15 protein-coding genes are annotated in these 21,004 nt (G+C 52.2%); 9 read left to right on the top strand and 6 right to left on the bottom strand.

Going from position 1 to position 21,004, the window contains the following annotated elements; genetic code table 11:
- Positions 1-66: 66 nt before the first annotated feature.
- Positions 67-486 carry an SRPBCC family protein gene (locus B3729_RS11600; RefSeq protein ID WP_286787961.1) on the top strand — a complete coding sequence of 140 codons (420 nt, stop codon included), beginning with the start codon at positions 67-69 and terminating at the stop codon, positions 484-486.
- A gap of 90 nt (positions 487-576) precedes the next feature.
- Here the strand turns inward: B3729_RS11600 and B3729_RS11605 are convergent, their stop codons facing one another.
- Both B3729_RS11605 and B3729_RS11610 read right to left on the bottom strand, forming a co-directional pair.
- Positions 577-1,899, bottom strand: coding sequence for an APC family permease (locus B3729_RS11605; RefSeq protein ID WP_286787962.1), 1,323 nt, complete (start codon positions 1,897-1,899; stop codon positions 577-579).
- Positions 1,900-2,002: 103 nt separating this feature from the next.
- Complete coding sequence (locus B3729_RS11610) at positions 2,003-2,815, bottom strand: carbon-nitrogen hydrolase family protein (RefSeq protein ID WP_010799007.1); 813 nt, start codon at positions 2,813-2,815, stop codon at positions 2,003-2,005.
- Between the two features lie 107 nt (positions 2,816-2,922).
- On the opposite strand from B3729_RS11610, the gene B3729_RS11615 reads away from it, so the two are divergent.
- A complete protein-coding gene (locus B3729_RS11615) occupies positions 2,923-3,696 on the top strand; it encodes a helix-turn-helix transcriptional regulator (protein WP_286787963.1) in 774 nt (257 codons plus the stop codon).
- Positions 3,697-4,223: 527 nt separating this feature from the next.
- Entirely contained in the window at positions 4,224-5,009 is a 786-nt protein-coding gene (locus B3729_RS11620; protein ID WP_074826117.1) for a hypothetical protein, read from the top strand.
- Positions 5,010-5,012: 3 nt separating this feature from the next.
- Here B3729_RS11620 and B3729_RS11625 read toward each other — a convergent pair whose 3' ends face one another.
- From B3729_RS11625 to B3729_RS11635, 3 genes are all read right to left on the bottom strand, one after another.
- Complete coding sequence (locus B3729_RS11625; protein ID WP_286787964.1) at positions 5,013-6,152, bottom strand: AAA family ATPase; 1,140 nt, start codon at positions 6,150-6,152, stop codon at positions 5,013-5,015.
- Positions 6,153-6,168: 16 nt separating this feature from the next.
- Complete coding sequence (locus B3729_RS11630) at positions 6,169-7,026, bottom strand: RNA ligase family protein (protein WP_286787965.1); 858 nt, start codon at positions 7,024-7,026, stop codon at positions 6,169-6,171.
- A gap of 274 nt (positions 7,027-7,300) precedes the next feature.
- Complete coding sequence (locus B3729_RS11635; protein ID WP_286787966.1) at positions 7,301-9,589, bottom strand: cellulase family glycosylhydrolase; 2,289 nt, start codon at positions 9,587-9,589, stop codon at positions 7,301-7,303.
- Between the two features lie 758 nt (positions 9,590-10,347).
- Here B3729_RS11635 and B3729_RS11640 point away from each other — a divergent pair.
- Positions 10,348-10,470: a hypothetical protein gene (locus B3729_RS11640; RefSeq protein WP_010799001.1), complete on the top strand. Its 123-nt coding sequence runs from the start codon at positions 10,348-10,350 to the stop codon at positions 10,468-10,470.
- 121 nt (positions 10,471-10,591) lie between these two features.
- Positions 10,592-12,001 (top strand): GntR family transcriptional regulator MpaR, encoded by a 1,410-nt coding sequence (gene mapR / locus B3729_RS11645; protein ID WP_286787967.1) that lies wholly within the window; start codon positions 10,592-10,594, stop codon positions 11,999-12,001.
- A 107-nt stretch (positions 12,002-12,108) separates the two neighbouring features.
- Here the strand turns inward: mapR and B3729_RS11650 are convergent, their stop codons facing one another.
- The gene (locus B3729_RS11650; RefSeq protein WP_286787968.1) at positions 12,109-13,197 is read right to left on the bottom strand and encodes an NAD(P)-dependent alcohol dehydrogenase; all 1,089 of its coding nucleotides are present in this window, start codon (positions 13,195-13,197) and stop codon (positions 12,109-12,111) included.
- A gap of 398 nt (positions 13,198-13,595) precedes the next feature.
- Between B3729_RS11650 and B3729_RS11655 the strand changes: the two genes are divergently transcribed.
- The 4 genes from B3729_RS11655 to B3729_RS11670 all read left to right on the top strand — a co-directional run bounded on the left by B3729_RS11655 (position 13,596) and on the right by B3729_RS11670 (position 20,948).
- Complete coding sequence (locus B3729_RS11655; protein WP_286787969.1) at positions 13,596-15,560, top strand: type VI secretion system tip protein VgrG; 1,965 nt, start codon at positions 13,596-13,598, stop codon at positions 15,558-15,560.
- Positions 15,561-15,580: 20 nt separating this feature from the next.
- The gene (locus B3729_RS11660; protein WP_122043811.1) at positions 15,581-16,012 is read left to right on the top strand and encodes a DcrB-related protein; all 432 of its coding nucleotides are present in this window, start codon (positions 15,581-15,583) and stop codon (positions 16,010-16,012) included.
- A 79-nt stretch (positions 16,013-16,091) separates the two neighbouring features.
- Positions 16,092-20,312, top strand: a complete 4,221-nt coding sequence (locus B3729_RS11665) for an RHS repeat-associated core domain-containing protein (RefSeq protein WP_286787970.1) — start codon at positions 16,092-16,094, stop codon at positions 20,310-20,312.
- Positions 20,313-20,948: an Imm43 family immunity protein gene (locus B3729_RS11670; protein ID WP_286787971.1), complete on the top strand. Its 636-nt coding sequence runs from the start codon at positions 20,313-20,315 to the stop codon at positions 20,946-20,948. It begins immediately after the preceding gene.
- Positions 20,949-21,004 lie beyond the last annotated feature (56 nt).

Consider the following 21,004-nt stretch of genomic DNA (forward strand, 5'->3'; position numbering starts at 1 on the left):
TGCCGTTCTATTGTCTTCAGGCCGTATGCTGACCTGCCCTGTTTCTTTCATGCTAGGAGAATCGCTGTGACCAACGCCTATGCTTCGATCGAGATCAATGTGGATGCTGAGCAGATATGGCAACTTATGGGAGGCTTCGGCTCCCTGCCTGACTGGCTGCCGTTTGTAGTCGAAAGTCAGCTGAGTGAAGGGGGTCGGGTCCGGCATCTGAAGGATATCGAAGGTAACGTCATCATTGAGCGGCTGTTAAGCTTTAACGAGGCTGAAAAAAGCTACCGTTACACCATCATCGAAGGACCTGCCCCGATCAAGGACTACGACTCTACGCTGCGTGTACTCACGGATGTATCAGGAAAGAGCGCCAAGGTTGAATGGTTCTGTACCTTTACAGCGACCCATATCAGCCAGGCGGAGGCTGAAAGTCTATTCACGCAGTTCTACCAAGATGGGCTGACGGCGCTCAAGCAGGCAGTCGAGGCTCGGTAGCCGCTTGAAAACATAAAAGCAACGATACGCCTGCTTTTGCAACCTCACGGCGGCCCTTCGAGGCCTGCCGTGATAAACCTAAACGGCCCGCTACTCCGCTTCGCTGAACTGCATTTCCGGCGGCTGAGTACGAAACCCGTGCGTGAGTTTGCCCAGGTAGATAACTCCGAGTGCGAGCCAGCTCAACCCTAATAGAATGGCCATCGAGTCCAGGCTGATCATGAGATAGAGATCTGCGCTGAGCCCCAGCAACGGGCAGATGAGAAACAACAGGATTTCACGTATACCGCGCTGAGTCGCACCGAGATAAAAGTGAAAGATTACCGCAAGGTTCACCAGGCTGAACGCTAGAAATGCGCCGAAGTTGATGAACGAGGTCGATGTCGCTACATCCAGCTTCAATGCCAGTAACGCAACAACGCCACACAGGAACAGATTGTTGACTGGCGTACCGAAACGCCTTGAAAGCTGACCGAAAAACGACTGGGGAAGCACACCGTCACGGCCCATGGCAAACAGTAGCCGTGAGACGCTGGCCTGCGCAGCCATACCAGACGTGAACTGCCCCACAATCAGCCCCATCAGAAACAGCGAAACAAAGATATCGCCGCCAATGTTACGGGCAATCTCATAAGCTGCAGAGTCGACATTGGCGAACGCCATGCCTGGGTGTACCCGCTGGACCCAGTAAGATGCCAGGATAAACACCAGTCCGCCGACTAGAGTAACCAGCAGGATTGCCTTGGGTATCGTACGCTCCGCATTCCGGGTTTCCTCCGTCAGAGTACTTACGGCATCGAATCCAAGAAACGAATAGCAGGCTATTGCCGCGCCGCTCATGACCAGCGGCCACTGCAAATGACCGTCCGTAAACGGTGCCAGCGTGAACAACGGCTCGCCAGAGCCCTGTACATAATGGACGCACAGCACCACAAAGGCAGCCAGTACCAGGAATTGAACCAGCATCAAGGCTGTATTAATCGTACTGGCGAGCTTGAGCCCCACTACGTTGATCACCGTAGTAAGTGCGATGAAGCCCAATACCCAAACCGCTTGAGGGATAGCGGGAAATGCGGAACTCAGGTAGGCAGCGCCAATCAGCCAGATCGCCATAGGCAGAAACAGGTAGTCCAGAAGAACCGCCCAGCCGGCGATAAAGCCCAGCTTGGGGCTTATAGCCTTGCGTACATAGGTATACGCGGAACCTGAAACCGGAAACGCCGCCGCCATGCGACCATAACTGATGGCGGTAAACAACATGGCAACCAGCGCTACCAGGTAGGCGGAAGGCACATGCCCACCTGTGTTCTGGGCAAGAACTCCAAACGTGCCGAGCACAATGATGGGCGTCATGTAAGCGATGCCGAACAGCATCACCGCCCCTAACGAAAGGGTGCGTTGCAGATGGGCCATGAACAACTCCGTATAGTGATTGTTGATACCGCGCTTACGCGGTCGGGTGTTGTGGCAGTGCTGAATCAGCAAAAAAGATAATTGTTGTTATACGTTTATTGGCCTAGATAATAAGTTCGCGAATCCCTCCCGGTTGCTCGATCAGCTCTCCCGGCAAACTCAGGCGACGGTCATTGAGATACCGATAATCCTTGCGCACCGCCTGAAGCTGGCTCAGGTCCAGCGATGCGCTCAAGTGCGCCTCTTCCCGACCGGCCTCGACCAGCATGTTTCCAAAGGGATCGACTACCGCACTGCCTCCTGCAAAGGTGAGGTCGCCATCGCCTTCACCCACGCGGTTCACCATCACGGCAAACGCCTGATTTTCGATTGCGCGGGCCATGATCGCGGCTCGGTGTACAGGCCCATAAGGGTCCATGTTGCCGTTGGTTACGATAATGAGCTGTGCACCCAGTTGCGCCAGCGCGCGGGCGGTTTCGGGAAACTCGATGTCATAGCAGATCAGCAGACCGACCCGAACACCGTTCCACAGACAGGTCGCAAAGCGGTCACCAGGCGATAGCACTCCCTGATCCGACGACCACAAGTGCGTCTTCCGGTAACTCAGCGCAATTTCATTCGGGGTAATCAGAAGCGTGGTGTTGTAATAACGCTCGCCATCCGCTTCAGCAAAGCCGATGGCGACCGAGACCTGTCTGGCATGCGCAGCCTGACGAACCCGACTAATCGTCGGGCCATCAATGGGCTCGGCGACATCTGCCACGTTTTCATGGGTTGGAAAACCGCTGAGGTGCGTTTCTGGAAACACAATAAGCTGTGTATCCGGTGCACAGGCTTCGATAGCCGCCAATGCCGTCTGCAGGTTGTAAGCCTTGTCGCCATCACGGCCAGCCACCTGGGCCAGTTCAATCTTCATGAATGCTCCTTGATACATCAGCCGTATCGAACACATTGGTTTGGCAGTATGGTGCCCACGGTTTGGCATGATAATCACGCCGGTGGGTTAACCCTTTTGAGGTAGGCATGGGTATGGAACTAAAGGATATCGCCTGGCATCAGTCGGTTGGTCAACTGATTGATGCGCTCGATGCCCCCAACTTCTGGATCAGGCTGGTACGATTACTGGCGCGCTATCTGCCCTTCGACAGCTGGGTAGCACTGCTTTTCAGTGCTGGCAGGCCCGTTGTACTGGCAGAAAGTCCGACCAGTGATGGCGGACCTGATCCGCTGTTTCAGGACTACATCAACGGCCTGTATCTTCTGGACCCGTTCTACATCGCCTCTCGTGAGGGAGCCCACAATGGCCTGGTTCGGCTTGACGACGTCGCACCAGAATGTTTTGAGCAAACCGATTATTATCGCCTCTACTTCCGACTGAACGTGGTCGCTGACGAAATCCAGATCAACTGCCAGATCGATGCTGATCAGACGCTTTGCCTGTCCCTTGGCTCGCGCCAGCGTTTCAAACCTGACCAGATAGCCCTGCTCGGTCTGATTCAACCCTGGATAATGGGTCTCATGCGTCAGCGCCTACGCTTCGAGCAAGGTTCCACTACGCCCTCTGTTCCAGCGTGGCAACACCGGCTGGAGACAACCAGCCAACGCAGCGAAATGCCGTTGACCACCCGTGAGATGGACGTTGCACGCCTCGTACTGAGTGGCTGCTCCGGCAAGGAAATTGCGCGGAAGCTGGATATTTCTGTCGAGACCGTCAAGGTCCATCGAAAACATATCTATACCAAGCTCAACATCAAATCCCAATCCGAGCTGTTCGCGGTGTTCTTTCAAATCAACTGATGTATACCGGCTGGGTAGCTACCGTGCTGGCAATGCTGAGCCTCATCAACAACCGGCAGGAATTAAGACAGACGTCGTAATTCTGGAGACCTGTACGTATTCTCCACCCAAGGTTACTCCAGGCAGAATTGCTATTGATATGTGCCTTCGGCGCTTTTAAACGTCGAAGTCGTATCAGCCTGAATAGAGTTTTTGCAGAGGGTATTAGGGGGTCAATAAACGTAAGCAGGAGGATTGATTGTACTCAGCCGAGCACGTGACCGGCTCGTTTCGCCCTGCTCCGGTCTGTTTCAATCAACGGTGTGCCAAAGGGCTCTGGCATGCCTCAGACAGCTCACTCTTTTTTCTATTTATTTTCCTCAAGAAAACCAACGCTATACCGATAGCCTTCTAATGAAAGCCTCCAACTGGCAAACCATGAGACGCCAGGAAGGCACTGCACTCGGGTTGAAGTTTCCGGGCGCACATTCTCACTAGAGGCATTCAGGTCTTGGAAAGGCCTGCTCGAACAGAAGGTATAACGACACATGTCCACCTCAGCACTGGCGCTGATGTTTGTCAGCTGCATCCTTTTATTTTTATTCATGGCCTATGTGGACCAGGTTGCAGACCGTTATCAACTGGATAAGGCTCGTCTGCGAGCAGACCTGAATGACCGGATTTACCGTATCGGCACCTTGTCGGAAACCTTTCCAGCCCAGTTCATGACACCTGAACTCAAACAGCTTCTGGTCAGACTAGAACTCAACCTTATTCAGCGCATCGGCCGCCTGGAAAAACCTACCGAAGCCCTGACGGAGCGCGAGTCCCTCCTGCAGGAGCAGGAAAAACTCGGTTTGGACATTTCGATCGAGAATCAACCATGCCCTCTGTCAAGCGAGGCGGCCTTCAAAGAGGTGAGCTTTCAGCTGGAAACCCTTAATAGTCAGGTTCACCGCGCCGTACAGGATGGCCTGCTTACCAAGGCGGATGCTTCCGGCTGGTTCAAGTCAGTCAGATATTGGCTTGCGCTCAGCAATATCGAAATGTTCGATAACATGGCCACCCAAGCGCTTGAGTCAGACCAGCCCCGCCTGGCAAAGCGCGCTTATGAACGTGGCCTTCAATATATTCGCAACCAATCTGATCAAATGGCGTTTCAAGCCCAGCGCGAAGCTTTTGAGAGCGGTATAGAGACCGCTGAGAATGCCATCGAGAAACAGACCCAGGCCGAACAGCAACTCAAGGCGCCTCCTGTTGAAGAAAAGGCACCTGAGCCTGAAGAGGGCAACGAATGGAAAAAGAAGCCGCTCTACGACAAGAGCGAGGTGTGAGCGTTAGGCCAGATATTCGACACAGTCCGCCTCGCTCGGCAGCGGTACTTCCCACCGGCAGAGCATGCGCTGGATATCCTGATTTCGCAATGACGTGTTTCGCCTGGCGTTACGCTGAAGAATGACCCGCTCCGGCTGCTCAAGATAAACGATTCGTATTGAGGCGTTGTATTGGTAGAGCAAATCCAGGGTCTTCTTGCGCATTTGGCCGGACAGATGCGTTGCGTTCCAGACAAAAGCTTCTTTTTTGCGTAACAGCGCCTTGGCGGTATCCACCGCATAATGAGCGACGGCCCCTTCGTTCTTGCCATGGGCAAGCCCCAGTGCGTCCCGTGCATCATCGTAAGAAACGACCGGCAGCCCTGGCAGGTTTTCTGCGACCCATGTGTTCTTGCCACTGGCAGGCAGACCCGCCATGACTACCACATCGGAGCCCTTCTGCTCCCGATAATGACTGAACGCCGGATGAATACGGGCACCGCGAAAATAGCTCATCCGCGTGTAATCATCAGGAAAAGCCTTGGCTGAATACAGGCAGCTTTCTTCCTCCGCCAACTGTTGAAACAACACGATATCATCCAGTACGTGCTGCTTGTTCGGGTAGATACGCCCTTCCATATCCGCGATGGCCATAGCGATCAACATCCAGAGCGGTAGCTCCCAGGACAGGCGATGTGCCAGAAACTCTGGAGAATGTCCTGAGCGATCACCGCTCAACGCCCAGAACGGCACCTGATGCACACTGATGATTCGGCAAATGGTTTCTCGCAACGAGAATGGCACGCCTGCCTTCCAGAGCAATATGCGGGCATCAATTGAGCCACGACGAGAGTGTCCCGGTTGGCCGATACGCCCAGTGACCTCATCTATAACAGTAGTGTCCGGCTTGGCAATGTCGTGCAAAAGTGCCGAGTAGAACAGCACGAAACGCTCTTCAGCACTTGCGCGTTCATAGGCACTTCCACCTACCATGGCTTCAACCACCATACAGGTATGGGTCCAGACATCACCCTCCCCATGATAGGCGGGCTCCTGCGGCGTACTTGCCAACCGAGTCAGTGCCGGTATTGCTTCTACGCACCCCTTGAAGTCGGGCTGCTGGCCTGGTGCAGCAACCAGGCGCTCAAGTGTTTGAAAATCCATATTCCATTTCTCCTTGTTATTGTTTGTTCAAACATTCCCACGTCACGATAGGTACTGGTGCATAGAGATCAACATCGGGCGCAAGCTCATTGGGAATGTAGGGCTGACGCAAGTGATGCTCATTGGCGTCCAGAATGGTCTGCACGAAATCTGGCCTGACCCACTTCATCCGTGCGACTGTTTCGCAGGCTGTCTCGACTTTCAGGTAAAGCCCTTCCATCAGATCAGAGGTATCGCATTGAGACCATGCCTTACTCAGGTCTAGCCCTTCACGCCTCACTGTATCTTCGAACCGCTCTCTCCACCGATCGGTTCGGGCCCAGGACTTGCCAACCAGTGCCAGCAGGTCTTTGAGCCTTACAGGCGCAGGACCCTCATACAGCACAGGTACAGACAGGACAGGCCCGCCGGCTAACAACACGCGGCGCTCAGCGGTTGACAGAAAGATCTGCCTACGACGATCCCAGATGTCGAACTCGAAAAAGACACCCGGCAACTGATCGTAGAAAACCGAATGCTTCTTGCTCATTACCTCGCCAAACATCACGTAGCGATCTTCAAGTCTCTCAAGCAGAAACAGTTCATGGACGCGTGCCCATTGCTTGAACAGGTTGAACTGCTTCTCCCGTGAGCCCCCGATAAGGTAGTGCCCACGTGACTGAAGCAGGAGTTCAGCATTAGCGGAAAAGCTGATTGCTGCATTAGCGCCATCAAGCTTTTCCTCCACCACGATGAATTGCTCTTTCAGCGTGCTCAGCTTTACCTGATCATGGTCGCTATCACCTTCTTGTAGGCGCGACGACTCCAGGTGGGGTGTTCTCGGGTACTTGAATAATTCATGTAATTGCGCATAGACGCGCGGGTCGAGAGTCATGGTCTTCTCCAAACAAACAGGGAAAACCGACAACGCTCAGGACTTACAGATAAGAACTACGCAGTGCGCAAATCAACCGCTTACCGGGACCGTTGTCGGATCAGATGTAAAGGTTGATGCAGGGCACTGGCTTCACCACTTTAGAAAGGAGGGTTAAACGAAGGGCGCGAATTAAGCCTTACTCCCGCCCGTGCTGTCAAACCGGAATCGATCATTCGCGACGTACATCAAACCTCATAAAAAGCCGCCCGAAGGCGGCTTTTCCGTCATGGCGTTACTTAGCGGGTCCTACTGCCGTACAGCTGTTAGAACGCTGTACATACTTTTGCAGCGTGGCCCACTGAGGACGATCCTGGCCATTCAAGGGTTCTACTGAAAGCTTGTAGCTACCCCAGCCCGGACCAGCCGCCCAGTACGTGGCAGGAATACAGTTCTGCTGGAGGTATGAGAACAGATTATCCATCAGTGGCAGCCAGCGAGCATCGTCACCTGGCACGCCAAATTCAGCGATATAGCCCTTCTTCCCGTTCTTTTTCAGCCAATCCACGAAAGGCTTTGCACGATTGACGCCCAGCATCGCGTTGAGCTGGCTGGTATCTTCCGGGCTATAAGTACCGCTGCCGTCCTTGTCCAGATAGACGTGCGCTGCAAAGATGATGTTATTGGCCGAGTCCTTGAGGCTGAGCAGACTGTCATTGTAATAGGGCCATAGCGATGCATTGGACCAGGCATTACCTTCCACAATCACCGGGTGAGTATGATCCACCGTTCGTACGCCATCGATTCCAGACTGGGCAGCCTTGAGCCAGTAACTATCCATGTCATGCGGCTTGGCCATGATGTCATACCCATACAGGGCAGGATGGCTGGCCCAGCGGTAAGCAATTCGGTACATCAGGTCCCAGAAATGGGTGTAGGTAACCGGCCCCGCCCCAATGATATTGCCGTTGTAGCGCCCATTGTTATGTACATCCAGGATAACCTTGATGTTGTATTTCTGGGCCAGGTTCATAGTGGTCTGGATCAAGCCAACCTGGTTGGGATCAAGCATTGTGCTGAGCTTAGGCTGTATACGCTCCCATAGAATAGGAAAGCGGATCAGACGGATCCCTTTCTGATTCCACTGCTTGAAATCCGCCTCTGTGGGATACAGGTAGTCAACACCGTTTTTGCCGGGTACGACGTATGGAGCAAACGCTGCGCCTGACAAATTCAAGCCGACCAGATCTAGCCCGCTGCGGGTGACAGGCGTTACCGGTTGCACGACAGGTTTCGCCGGTTGGCTAGGCGTAGCGGGCTGTGCAGGTGCAGGAGTTGCTGGTTTTGCTGGCATGGCAGGCACGGCTGGTGTAGCAGGTGCAGTCACGGGTTGACTCGGTGTGGCAGGTGTTGTTGTAACAGGCTTACTCGGCGCAGGAGTGGCAGGTTTTGATGGAGTAGCAGGCTGCGTAGGAACTGCCGGCTGAGCCGGTTTAGCGGGTTGGCTTGGTGCTGTTGCGTCGGTACCGTTTATAGGTCCAAACGCAGTACATCTGGTGTTATTGACGTACTTTTTGAGAGTAGGCCATTGAGGACGCTCAACACCATTTATAGGCTCCACAGACATGAAATAGTTACCCCAGCCCGGACCTGCCGCCCAATAGGTGGCTGGAATACAATTCTGCGCCAGATATGCCAGCATGTTATCCATGATGGTATTCCAGCGAGAGTCATTGTCCGGGATGCCAAACTCACCGATGTAGCCTTTCTTGCCGTGCTTCTTTAGCCATTCGATAAAGGGCTTGACTCGCTCAACGCCATACATGGGGTCAAGCTTGCTGACGTCAACGGACTCGTAATTGCCGCCCGCATTGTTATCAAAGTAGGTGTGCGCAGAAAAGATAAGGTTATTTGAAGGATCCTTGAGATCGAGTAACGTATTATTCCACTGCTCCCAGCGCGTAGCCTCGGCCCACCCGTTGCCTTCGACAATAATGGGGCGAACGGTATCAACCGCACGTACGCCGTTGATGCCGTATTGAGCTGCCGTGTTCCAATAGTTCAGCGCACCATTAGGCTCATTCATGATGTCGTAGGCATAAAGCGACTTCTGGCTGCTCCAACGCTGCGCGATCTTTGTCATGATCTCCTGATATCGCGCATAAGGCACACCGCTTGTTCCAATGATCTGGCCGCGATATCGAGCATAGTTATGAAGGTCCAGAATGATCTTTACGTTATGCTTTTCTGCATAGCTGAACGTGCTATCGATCAATTGCACATACTTAGCGTCCAGCGCACCGCCAAGCGTAGGCTGCAGCCGCTCCCAGATAATTGGGAAGCGCACCAGTTTTATGCCCTTCTCACTCCACTGCTTGAAGTACAATTCTGTCGGAAATATATAATTGGTTCCGTTGATGCCGGGCAGCACGTGTGATGCGAAGCCAGCCCCAGACAAGTTCAGCCCCACCAGGTCGACCGATGCCACAGCCGAAGACGAAACCAGTAACGCCGCCAATGGTAGCGCGCATTGCCTCATTACTTTGAAAGCCAGACTACGGGAACGCCTGCTTGAGCTTTTCATGAATTTCCCAATAAACCTAAAGTGTCATTTCTGAAGTGCGCACTTAACGGCCGAACCTAAAAGGCTCGTATCAAGACTGTTATCGTTTTGGTCTTCAGGCAGAACTAACTACCTTGCTTGGTGGCCGAGCGTGGCTGTACTACCGGGGGATTGAGAAAAGCGTGCCACTCAAAAAGCAGTGAAATCAATATCAATATGACACTATTGTTTTTCGTCAATACATATAAAATATATTTAAAATCAATAACTTATAAAAATTTTTCTCTATATTAAACAGCTGTTTGTGAAACAGTTGTTTTAGATTTTTCCAAAGAAACACGAATTACTTTCGACAACGTTCACAAAATTTAGGGGTAGAGAAAGCAGTTTTAAAAAATTCATAAAATTTACACGCTTACCAAGCATGAAAGAGTTGACAAAATGCTGTTGGCCAAGCGTAACGGTTTTGGACCAGCAGTGACATTTTTTGTCACAAGGGTCGTGCCTTGAAGACAAATCAGCCTAAGCTGAAGGCGGTCTACCAGAGTCAACGCGTATTGAGACTACTCAGCTAGCGGCGTGCAACAATGCCAAAAAAGGGTGACTCAACATCTGATACGATTTTTTATTAAGAATCTGAATCTGTTTTGCGCACGCCTAGAGCCCTACTGTAGCCACATGGGTAATGCCGGTAGAGAGCTGCTCTAGCAAACACATCCATTCGCTACGATGCCTGTCTCAATGCTTACCCTTCCCTGCTATCGCAAGAGGTTTCAATCATGAGCGACGTATTCTTCATGTCACTGTTTGGCTTTCTGGCCTTCGTTCTACTGGGATGGGGGTTTTACGCTGGCGTACAGCTAAACAAAGATAGAAAGGACGTGCAGAAGAACGACCGCTAATGCATAGAAAGGCCATCAGTGTCTCGACGCAACCGCTTTCAATCTTCTGTTTTAAGTCGTAAGCGCTCGTATAGACACCAATACGGTATAGGCATCAACCACCAGCGCTGCAGCGAAAAGCATGAAACGTTACGAGCGACTTGCTGACGAAATTGCGAACCTGATTCGAACCGGTGTACTTAAGGCGGGTGAAAAAGTCCCATCGGTACGTCATGCCAGTCGTACCTACACGGTCAGCCCTTCGACTGTATTTCAGGCTTATTATCTGCTGGAAGATAAAGGGCTGATCATTGCCCGCGCCCGCTCAGGCTATTACGTACGTGAGCATGCCAAGCGCCCGCTGCATGAGCCTGAAATTACTGGTCACAAGGCTGAAACCACTGAGGTGGATGTCAGCGAACTGGTCTTCTCCATCCTGAACTCTATCAAGGACCCTGCGACCACTCCATTTGGGTCTGCCTTTCCCAGTCCACAATTGTTTCCGCTTCCTCGCCTTGCCCGCAGCATGACCCACGCATTAAGACACCTTTCAACCCAGGCCGCTATTGCAGACATGACGGCAGGCAACAATGAGTTGCGCCGTCAAATAGCCCTTCGTTATAGGGTCAACGGTACTCGTCTCCCGCTTGAGGAGTTGGTTATTACCAACGGGGCGATGGAAGCCTTGAACCTATGCCTGCAAAGTACAACGAGCCCAGGCGACCTGGTTGCAATAGAGGCACCTGCTTTCTATGCGACGCTTCAGGTATTGGAGCGTTTAAAATTGAAGGCCGTCGAGATCCCCGTTCATCCACGGGAAGGTGTTGATCTTGATGTGCTGGAGCACAGCCTCTCTCATCTTCCTATCAAAGTTTGCTGGCTCATGAGCAGCCTGCAAAATCCTTTGGGCGCCAGCATGAGTTTCGAGAAGAAACAGGCGCTGTACACACTCTTGAAGCAGCATCAGGTTCCATTGATTGAAGACGATGTCTATGCCGAATTGAATTTCTCCAACCAACCGTTACGAGCCGTGAAAAGCTTTGATGATGATGGGCTGGTCATGCATTGCGGTTCGTTTTCGAAATGTCTGGCGCCGGGTTATCGAGTGGGCTGGGTTGCTGGCGGACGCTTCACCGAGGCCATTGATCGCCTCAAGCTCATGACGACCATTTCTCCTTCGGTTCCTGCTGTAGCGGCCATTGCAGACTATCTGCAACATGGTGGCTATGACCGACACCTACGAAAATTGCGCCATGCATTGGAAACCCAGCAGAGCGCCATGCTGGACTCAGCCGCACGGCATTTTCCGAGCGAAACCCGCGTAACCCGCCCAACCGGCGGTTATTTCCTATGGTTTGAATTTCCAGAACGGGTCGATACGCTTCAGTTGCTCCGTATGGCCATCGCTCAGGGTATCAGCCTTGCTCCCGGCCCTATCTTCTCGGCCAGCCAACGGTTTGGAAACTGTGCAAGGCTGAATTATGGCCATCCCTGGACGGCTGAGAGTGAGAAGGCAATGGAAACGCTAGGCCGCATGATCGATACGTTCTGAACAACCCAGCGTCCTTTATCCCACTCTTAGCCTCTGCCTGCTGCAACTGAAAGTTCAACTGCAACAGGCCAATCAGGCCAGGCGTTAGCAATGTAACTGGCCGGGCATTAATTCCATTTCAGGACGGCTTTAACGGTGATTCCCTGCTTGGAATCTTCAAATGCCTGATTGATGTCCTTGAAATCATAAAACCTGACAAGCTTGTCGAACGGAAAGCGCCCCGCCTTGTAGTACTCGATCAGCTTGGGAATAAAGAGGCGTGGCACGGCATCACCTTCAATCACACCCATCATGGTCTTTCCTTCCGCCATGATCTCGTTATGAACATCAATGGTCATCTCGGGGGTTACGCCTACAATCGCCGCCTGCCCTAATGGCCGCAGCGCCTGCAGGCATTGGCGAACAACCGGCGGAACCCCTGTAGTTTCAACCGCGTGGTGCGTACCGCCCAAAGAGACAGCCTTGATTTCCCTGACCACATCAACCTGACTACCGTTGAACACATGCGTAGCGCCCAGCTCCTTGGCCAGCTGAAGTCGGCTCTCATGCACATCAACTGCAAAAATCTGAGCACACCCTGCAATCTTTGCCGCCATGATCGCGCTCAAACCCACAGCACCGCAGCCATATACAGCAAGGCTATCGCCAAACCCTGGGCGAAGGCGGTTGAGGACTGTTCCACTACCCGTCTGGATACCACAGCCCAGCGGCCCTAATAACGCCAAGTCCACGTCCTTATCGACCTTGACGACATTACGTGCGCTGGCAATCACGTAGGTGCCAAAGGATGATTGACCAAAAAAGGAAGAGAGCTCGGTATCTCCCTGGCGAAGCCGACAGGTATGGTCCTCCATGCGGCCACCAAAATTAAGCTCGTTGAATACCCTGCATACCGTAGGATGCCCGGTCAGGCAATTTTCGCATTTACCGCAGTGCGCAAACGACAGGACCACATGATCGCCTATCTCCAGATCACTAACATTACGGCCTACCTGCTCGACAATGCCCGCGCCCTCATGACCAAGGACTGCAGGATAAGGCGACAGCCCCAGATCACGCGCGACGGCGTCGGTGTGGCAAACCCCTGTCGCAACGATCCGAATCAGCACTTCGTTGGTGGCAGGGCCTGATAGCGTAACCTCCTCAAGACTAAAAGGCTGTCCTTTGGAGTGCGTAACCGCGGCCATTATTTTCATTGTGGGGCTCCTGGTAAATGTATGAGCAGAGACGGCTCACTCAAAGCATAAAAGCGGCGCTGAACCTTCATTCAACATGGCATTTATGCATAAACTTAACAAGCATAACCATCAGACCTCTCACAGAGAGCCTCACTGACTTAGGCCGCTTAACCCACCAAATGCCAAAGCGACTTATATCTGCCTAAAAACCTGTAAGAACTGGTTCGTGTTTTTGAATAACACCCACCTCACCTCTAGCTACTGCGCAAGATTCTGCCACTGGCTTTCGTTTAGCCTGCGGCCATATCTCTAACCGCCAATCCCGCGCATGGGATTAATTTACGCATCTCCAGAAAAGCGGCACGCCGCCCGCCTGGACATGACTTGTATACCGAGCAGGAAGCAGAGGAACCAGGATGTTCTCCCCAGCCAACGAAACCCAGTTCATACTTGAGATTCCCGGCGTCTCTCATGATTTTCAGGTGCTGGAATTTGCAGGGCGGGAAGCATTGAATACCGCTTTTCGTTTCGATATTGAATTGATCAGCGAAAGACCCGACTTCGATCTTGAATCCTTACTCAACCAGCCTGCCTTCCTGACACTGGACCAGACGGGTACAGGCTTCAATGGCCTGATTCACAGCGCCGAACAAGGCGAGTCCGGTAAACGCATGACGCGCTATCGTGTCACGCTCGTGCCACGCGTTCATTATCTCTGCCATCGGCATAACCAGCGTATCTTCCAGCACCTTAACGTGCCGGACATCATCGCTACCGTTCTGAAAGAGCATGGCATCCTATCCAATGCCTTTCGTTTCCAATTGGGCTCGGCTTACCCAGAACGTGAATACTGTGTTCAGTACGATGAGACCGATCTTCACTTCATCAATCGGCTTTGTGAAGAGGAAGGTATTCATTATCACTTTGAGCATACCCAGGCCGAACACATCATGGTCTTTGGTGATGATCAGACCTGCTTCCCAAAACTGAGCCCTGCGCTTTTCCAGCAAGATACCGGACTGGTTGCAGATCATCAGGTCATACGAAAGTTTGCAGTCCAGGTTGAAACACGGACATCCAAGGTCAGCCGCCGGGACTATAACTTTGAAAAACCCAAGCTCACCATGAAGGCTTCCCAGACTGGCGAGGCGGCGCCAGAGCTGGAAGATTATGACTACCCTGGCGCGTTCATGGACCGTGCCCGCGGCAAGCAGTTAAGCCAGCGTGCCTTGGAAAGGCATCGCTCGGATTACCAGATCGCCCGCGGTAAAAGTGACCTGCCGACGCTTTTCTCTGGTCACTTCATGCCTCTGACCGAACATCCGCGCAGTGAATGGAACGATCTTTGGTTACTCACCGAACTAATACATGAAGGCAAACAACCCCAAGTATTAGAAGAATCCATATCCTCGCATGTAGATGACAAGGATGGCTTTCAGCAGGGCTATCGCAACTTCTTTACGGCAGTGCCCTGGGACACGATCTTCAGACCAGCCCTGAAGCACCCTAAGTCAAAAATCCTGGGTAGCCAGACCGCAATTGTCACCGGCCCCGCTGGAGAAGAAATCTACTGCGATCAATACGGTCGCGTCCGCGTGGAATTCCATTGGGATCGATTGGACCAGATGAACGAGCACAGCAGTTGCTGGCTGCGTGTTGCCAGCAACTGGGCCCATGAAGGCTATGGTGCCGTCACGATTCCCCGAATCGGCATGGAAGTACTGGTCACCTTTCTGGAAGGCGATCCGGACCAGCCGCTTATTACAGGCTGCCTGCATCACGCCGCAAACCTGGTGCCGTACAACCTGCCCGCCAACAAGACCCGGACAGTCTTCAAGACCAGAAGCACGCCTGGCGGCAATGGCTTCAATGAACTGCGAATCGAAGATAAAGCCGGTGCAGAGCAGATCTACGTACACGGTCAGCGCGACATGGACATTGACGTGGGCAATTGTGAAACCCACTCCGTAGGGGTTGACCGAATCAAAACCATTGGTCAGGACGAAACGGTAGTCATTGGTCAGAACCGCATGCGTATCGTCAAGGTGGATGACCAGCTGCTGGTAGGCGGCTCGAAGGTGGATAGCGTCAGCTCAACGTATCTCATTGAGGCAGGTGAAGGTATTCGCCTTGTTTGTGGCGAAAGCGTGTTCGAGATGTACGCCAACGGCCTCGTTAATATTTCCTGTGTTGAATTCAATATCAGCGCCAGCGGCGCAGGCCAGATAAACACTGGCGGCACTCTCGACATCAATGTGCCGGGTAGTAAGGCAGGAGCCTCACCGGAGGGGCAAGGAGTGAAGGCCTCAATCGATGCTCAGATCAATGCTGTATTCCATCCTTCATCAGGTACGAATGGATCAGGTTCTGCCTCCCAGTAATCCAAATTTCGAGAAATCTCATGAGCTATAAGATCAACGAAGGTACTTTAAGGCTACCTGCTGGCTTTCAGGATCGCACCATCAATGTATTCGTTCCGGGAGACACGGCCCCCTTTCCGTTCAGCCTTACGGTTTCCCGAGATACCAAACCCTCGGACGAGGCCCTTGATGATTATGTTGACCGACAGGTTGAGCTGATCGCCGCAAAACTTGCCAAGTACAAACCTTTGGACAGAAAGCTGGCGCAGCTATCCATGAACGTCCCCATTCAGGGTATCCAAATTGATTCTCGGTACAAGGCAAGCGGCAAAGACGTATATCAGCGTCAGGCTGCTTTTCCAATGGCACCCGAGCGCGTTCTTGTTTTTACCGCGAGCGGACAAGCACCGTTTACATCAGAACAGGATGCACTGTGGGTAGAGCTTTTAAGTAATTTTATTCCGTCTCGTTAACTCGTGAAGCGGAATCAATAAGCATCATCAGGTTTGCTTCGCACGGCGAAAGACAATCCGTGTGACAGGGAGAAGTCAAATGTACGAAGCCGCTCGCATTGACGATGAGATCGTCCATACAAGCGCGTTAGGCGGTTTTCTTGCCGGAGCGGCGATAGGTATTGCCCTTGTAGTAGGAGTAGCGGTAGCAACCGCTACTTGCGGCTTTGGTGTTGCCCTGATGGCGGGCGTACTGGCTGGCTTTGGCGGAGCAGCACTGACTGCGCTCGGCGAAACGATCGGACGATCAATGAGTACCCCCGCCGGAGGGATTGTTTCCGGCTCGCCCAATACCTTTATCAACGGTCTAGCGGCTGCGCGTGTTGAGGCGGACACCGGCGTCTGTGAGAAGCATAGCAAGCCCCCGCAAATTGCCCAAGGTTCAGCCAAAGTCTTCATCAACGGTTTTCCCGCTGCCCGTAAAGGAGATCAACTCACCTGTGGTGCAACGATTGACTCGGGTTCTCCTAATGTAAATGTTGGAGCCGAAACTCAGACCTATCTGCCTATAGATGACGAAGTACCGGCATGGTTACGTACCACAGTTGATGTTCTGATGGCACTCGGTGGAGGTTTAGGCAGCCTTGTGAAAATGGCAGCCAAGAATGGCTTGAAAGCCGTTATGCCCTGCGCGCTCAAGTTTGCAGCCACCTTTGCCGCTTCCGAAGCGTTTACACGAGCAGTAGCGGCCCCAGTATTGACGCGTGCTTTCGGCGCACTGTTTGGCCATCCGGTTGACGCGGTAAATGGTCGTAAACTATTGCTGGAAGACAGTGAGATCGATTTTACGCTTCCCGGCCTGCTGCCTATCCATTGGGCACGTTTTTACGCCAGCGACATCGAGCGTGAGGGTATTCTCGGGCGCGGCTGGGTAATGCCCTGGGAGCAAAGCCTAAGGCGCGAGAAGGATCGTCTGGTTTTAAGCGATAACCAGGGCCGGGAAATTCCGCTCGAACTACTAAATCCTAATGAGCGAGTCTTTTATCCAGCGGAGCAGTTTACGATCGTTTGTACTGAGGGCGGCCATTATCTATTGCAGACCCTCGACTGTACATTTCTCTATTTTGGCGACCTACCAGAGGATGGCACGCCCGCTCCGCTCAAACGCATCGAGGATGCTCACGGTAATTACCTGGCGCTTACGTATCGAGAAGGTCGGCTGACCGATATCCACTCAAAGAGTATGGTACGTATCCATCTCTGCTACAACGAAGCGGGTAACCGCTTGGTGCGGGTAGAGCGTATCGAGGATTGCAAGCCGGTAGAAACCCTTGTTCGCTATGCTTACGATGCGCAGGATCAACTCATTGGCGTCACTAATCGCAATGGCGTTACCAGTCGACGCTTTGGCTATGACCACGGCCTCATGGTCATGCATGAAAATGCCCTAGGTTTGGTGTGTCATTATCGGTGGGGCAAACTCCCAGACGGCAGCCTGCGAGTAGCAGAGCATTGGACCAGTGATGGTGAGCGCTACAGCTTCAGCTATGATCTGACCGCTCGTACGACATACATTATTGATGCCTTAAATCGCAAAGCCATTATTCATTACGATGAAAGCCGTCGTGTCACTTTTGCCCAAGACTTTAGCGGTGAGCAATACCACATTGGCTTAGATGAGTCAGGCAACATAACGGGTGTGACGCTGCCCGACAGCAATACGCTAGCGTTCGAGTACGATCAGTTTTCAAGACTAGTCAAAGACACCGATCCTATCGGTCGCTCGACGGTATATACCTATCATCTCAATACTGAATTCCTTACCTCACTGACGAGGCCCGATGGCAGCGCACTTAGCTGGGAATACGATGAGGCAGGTAGCTTGCTGGCTCAGACGGATGAGCTTGGCGCAATCACTCGCTATCTTAGTGCCGATAATGGCCTACCCCATACCGTAACGGATGCCTTAGGCAACAATACTTATTACTGGTGGAACGCCCTTGGCCAAGTTACCCGGTATCAGGAGTGCTCAGGCAACCACACCCACTATGCCTACAGTGAACACTTACATCTTGCGGCAGTAACCGACGCGCTCGGCCAAACCACCCGACTGCATCGCAAACCCGACGGCGAAGTCCTCCGGGTCGAGCATCCTGACGGCAGTATAGATTCCTATACCTATAATGCGCTTGGGCAGCTACTTACCCATACTGATGCTGATAAGCGTACAACAAGCGTCACTCGTAATGCTCGCGGCCTACCCGTAGAGCGCAAGGACGCCAAAGCCCAGCGGGTTCGTTACCACTACGATCAAGCGCTGCGTCTGGCTGCCCTGGTAAACGAGAACGGGGCGGCCTATCGCTTCGCCTATGACTCTGCCGATCGCCTGATAGAAGAAATTCGTATAGACGGACTACGCCGCCGTTTCCGCTACAACGTATCCGGCGCACTGGTCCGCATGGATGAGCATACCGCTGACCAGACGAGACAGAGCCAGACACGCTCAAGCGAATTTGAGCGCGACGCCATAGGTCGTTTACTCAGCAAAATGACCCAGGATGCTCGCCTGGATTACACCTATGACGAACTGGATCGGGTCGTAGCCATTGAACGGCAGCCCAGCGAGCACGGTAAAGCGCTGGGCATACGGCCCGATGCTCTCCGCTTCAGCTACGACAAGGCTGGCCGCTTGGTACAAGAGCAGTCAGCCTTGGGCGCACTAGGTTACACCTACGATGCGCTAGGCAACCTTACTCAGCTTAGCCTGCCGGATGGGCGCACACTCAATCACCTCTATTACGGCAGCGGGCATCTGCACCAACTAAACCTCGACGGCTTGCTGATCAGCGACTTCGAGCGTGACGCCCTACACAGGGAGACCTTGCGTACCCAAGGCAGCCTAACCAGCCGCTTTGGATACGACAGCTTTGGCCGTAAGCGCTGGCAAGCGGCCATTGAGTTGCCGCATGAACAGCTCTCGCAACTCAACGCGCAAAAGAACAGCCTGCTCGGCCATCCTGAACATCCCGCCACGCTCATCCATCGTCGCTATGAGTACAGCAAGGCGGGCGAACTGTTGCGGCAGATTGATAAGCACCGTGGCGCTACGGATTACAAGTACGATGCCATTGGTCAACTGCGCAGCCGCGAACCGCACCACCCCCAGCTCGGTAATGAGGACTTTGGCTACGACCCTGCCGGCAACCTGACCAGCCTCCAGGCCTTGAGCCCAGACAACCGTCTCAAGGCCTGGAAAGACCTGCGCCTCACCTACGACGCCTGGGGTAACGTCAGCGAGCGGCACAGTTCAAATGGTTATCAGCGTTTTACCTACGACTGCGAAAACCGCCTGGTTAAAGCCGAAACCTATCGCGGCCATGACTCGCTCAGCCAGGCCACTTACGAATACGACGGCCTGGGCCGCCGTATTGCCAAGCATGTCTCTGTAGAGAGCAAGACCGAAACCACCCGCTTCCTCTGGCAAGGCCTGCGCATGCTGCAGGAGCAAAAAACAGATCTGCACAGCCTGTATATCTACGAAGCAGGCAGCTACGCCCCACTTGCCCGGTTAGATACTGATCCGGGCCAGCCTGATCAAAAGCCCAAGCGCTATTACTTCCATACCGACCAGATCGGCACTCCGCTTGAGGTCACGGACGATACCGGCGGTATGGTATGGCGCGCCTATTACAAGACATGGGGTGCGTTGGAAGCGCTGGCTCCCAGAGAAATCGAGCAAAACCTACGGTTTCAGGGGCAGTACTGCGACGCCGAGACGGGCCTGCACTACAACACGTTTCGTTATTACGATCCGGTTGTGGGACGGTTTACAACGCAGGATCCGATTGGTTTGTTGGGTGGGGAGAATCTCTATCAGTACGGGAAAAATCCGCAAAGCTGGCTAGACCCTTTAGGCTGGTGCTCAACGAAACTTGGGCAAAATATGGGTGCTAGGTCTGGCGATGGTATGGCAAATCACCATCTTATCCCCGAAGAACTGATGAAGCACAAAGCTTATGAGAAATTATTTTCCAGGCTTAAAGCAATTGGATTCGATGGTGACGGCGCGCCCAATGGCATCTTTTTACCTGGAAGCCAGAGTCTTGCAAAAACCTTAGGTCTTCCAGGACATTGGTCTAGTCATAGACTTTATACAGAGGCTGTTAACAGAAAGCTGACCGACTTGAACAGAGTCTTCTTAGCTGGGAGACTAACCGATACTCAGTTGGCTCTTGGAATAGGTAAAATCCAGAGCTTTGCGCGAGAGGGCTTAGAGTCTGGTAAGTTTGTAATTGATCAAGTGACCTCGAGATTATTATAGATGATTGAAACTAAATTTTATATTCTAAACTATGAAGCTGATGGTTTATCAAATCCCTATATGCTTGGGTCTATCGGGACCCCAGAAAAATGGGAGTGGCAGCTTTATGAGCCATCACCAGAAAAAATTAAAATAAACGAATCTTATACTCTAGATATAACTGAGAGTAATATTGAAAATATAGGGTTCGATTATTATGAAAACCCTGAAGTAATTGTATCAAGTAGGTTCCTAGATATATGTAATAAATTTTCGGTGCCTTACAGAGCGATACCTTTAAAAATAATTAATAAAGGCAAAGAAATAAGTTCATCTTATTTTTACTTTTTACCAGGAAAAAGCATTGAGGCCATGGATAAGAGATACTCAGAATATACTGTTTCTAAAGATGATAGAACCGGAGATTTTTTAAAAAGTGAAATTTGGCCAAACATAGAACTATATGATGAAATCAAAAAATTTGTCCCGAAGTGCGATATTTCTCTAGATCTTTTTAGATGCATCGAGAATTTAAAAATCATCGTTAGCGAAAGATTCAAACTAGAAGCAGAAAAAAATAAAATTATTGGAATAAGCTACGAAACATTGGATGATAGTTATTCTTTCGATATATGGGGCACCTTAAATGACCTCTGATCGATCATGTGCTCTGGCATTATTTTTATCATTATTAAATATAAGTATCCTTAATT

It is taken from the genome of Pseudomonas sp. UBA3149 (assembly GCF_002364655.1).
GTDB lineage: Bacteria > Pseudomonadota > Gammaproteobacteria > Pseudomonadales > Pseudomonadaceae > Chryseomonas > Chryseomonas luteola.